Annotated in this window: 1 protein-coding gene; it reads right to left on the reverse strand. The window is 70.1% G+C overall.

All coding sequences use genetic code 11. The features are described from left to right. The coding region (locus AABA78_RS38710; protein ID WP_338270568.1) for a non-ribosomal peptide synthetase at positions 1-2,375 on the reverse strand (2,375 nt) is incomplete at both ends.

Below are 2,375 nucleotides of genomic sequence, written 5' to 3' on the forward strand. Positions count from 1 at the left end.
CAGGAACCACAGCCGCTGCTGCGCGAAGGAGAGGGGCGCTTCGTCGCCCCGGGCGATGGCGCCCGGCGGAGGCAGGGCGGTGCCTTCCGCGGCCTGCAAGGCTTCCTCCACGCGGAGGGCGAGGCGGGAGAGCGTGGGGGTTTCGAAGAGGGCGCGCAGGGGCAGTTCGACACTGAAGGCGGAGCGGATCCGAGAGACGAGTTGCGTGGCGAGAAGGGAGTGGCCACCGAGCGCGAAGAAGTCGTCCTCACGTCCAATGCGATCCGCACGGAGCACGCCGGACCAGAGGGTGGCGAGCACTTCCTCGGTGGGCGTGCTTGGGGGCGAGTAAGACGCCTGGTCCCGCGCGGATACCTCCGGCGCGGGAAGCGCATTGCGGTCGAGCTTGCCGCTGGGAGTCAGCGGCAGGGCCTCCAGCGCGACGAAGGCGGATGGCACCATGTACTCGGGCACCCGCTGCCGCAGGGCCTCGCGCACGGTGGGGATGTCGAGGCTCGCGGAGGCGGGAACGACGTAGGCGACGAGTCGCTTGTCGCCCGTCGCATCCTCACGGGCCACCACCACCGCCTGCTGAACGCCGGGGTGCTGCTCCAGCGAGGCCTCAATCTCCCCCAGCTCGATGCGCAGGCCGCGCACTTTCACCTGGAAGTCCGCACGCCCCACGTACTCGATGGCGCCGTCGGGCAGCCAGCGAGCCACGTCGCCCGTGCGGTACAGCCGCGCGCCCGGCGTGTCGCTGAAGGCATCCGGGATGAAGCGCTCGGCCGTCAGCTCCGGACGTCCCAGGTAGCCGCGCCCCACCTGCACGCCGCCGATGAAGAGCTCTCCAGGGACGCCCACGGGCACGGGCTCCATGCGGGAGTCCAGCAGGCGAATCTGGGTATTGGCCACGGGCCGGCCAATGGGCACCGAGCGACGAGACTCACCCGGCAGGCACTGGTGGAAGGTGACGTCGACGGCGGCCTCGGTGGGTCCGTAGAGGTTGTGCAGTCCGGCCCACGGCAGCCGCCGCAGGCAGCGCTCGGCCAGCTCCACTGGCAGGGCTTCACCGCTGCACACCACGCGACGCAGCGACGTGCAGGCCTCCAGCCCCGGCTCCTCCAGGAACACCTGGAGCATGGAGGGCACGAAGTGCAGCGTGGTGACGCCCGCCTCGGAGATGAGGCGCGCCAAGTAGGCGGGCTCCTGGTGTCCACCGGGTCGAGCGACGACAAGGCGCGCTCCCGTCATGAGGGGCCAGAAGAACTCCCAGACGGAGACGTCGAAGCTGAAGGGCGTCTTCTGCAAGACGACGTCGTGAGGACGCAAGTCGTAAGCGGACTGCATCCACCGCAGGCGGTTCACCACGGGGCCATGAGTATTCATGGCGCCCTTGGGGCGGCCGGTGGAGCCGGAGGTGAAGATGACGTAGGCCAGACCGTCGGCGGTGGCGCGCGGCGGCGGGGCGTGCCGGGGCTGGAGGGCGAGGGCCTCCCACTGCGTGTCCAGGCACAGCACCCGAGCCTCATGCGCGGGCAGGCGCGAGAGCAGGTGCTCCTGAGCCAGTAGGACGGCGGGACGCGCGTCCTCCAGCATCCAGGTGAGGCGCTGGGCGGGGTAGGCGGGGTCGAAGGGGACGTAGGCGCCGCCGGCTTTCAGTGTTGCGAGCAGGGCGACGACGAGTTCCAGGGAGCGCTCCAGCAGGAGGCCGACGCGGACCTCGGGCCCCACGCCCTGCGCGATGAGGGCATGCGCAAGCTGGTTGGCCCGCGCGTCCAGCTTCCGGTACGTCAGCGTGCGGCCCTCGAACTCAAGTGCCACCGCATCCGGCGTGCGCTCCACCTGCGCCTCGATGAGGCCATGCAGCGTGGCATCGCGCGGGAAGTCGGTCGCCGTCGCGTTCCAGTCCACCAGCACCTGCCGACGCTCGGCCTCTTCCATGAGCGGCAGCGCGGACACCTGCTGCCCGGCATCCAGGACGATGGCCTCCAGCAGCACGCGCAGGTGGCTAACGAGCCTGCGGATGGAGTCCTCGCGGAACAGGGCGGTGCTGTAGGTGACGGAGCCAGCCAGCCCCTGGGGCGAGTGTGTGAAGACGAAGCTGAGGTCGAACTTCGCGGCCGTGCTGCCGTCCTGGCCAACGGGGCGCAGGGACAGGGCATGAGCCCGTGCATCTTCCTCCGCGCGAGGTGCGTTCTGGAGCGTGAGCATCACCTGGAAGAGAGGTGAGCGGCTCAGGTCGCGCTGGGGTTGCAGCTCCTCGACGAGCTTCTCGAAGGGAATGTCCTGGTGCGCGTAGGCCCCGAGGGTGGCCTCACGCACGCGGCCCAGCAGCTCCACGAAGGTGGGGCCGTCATCCAGGCGGGAGCGAAGGGCGAGCGTGTTGATGAAGAAGC

This window comes from Corallococcus caeni, from assembly GCF_036245865.1.
Taxonomy (GTDB): Bacteria; Myxococcota; Myxococcia; order Myxococcales; family Myxococcaceae; genus Corallococcus; species Corallococcus caeni.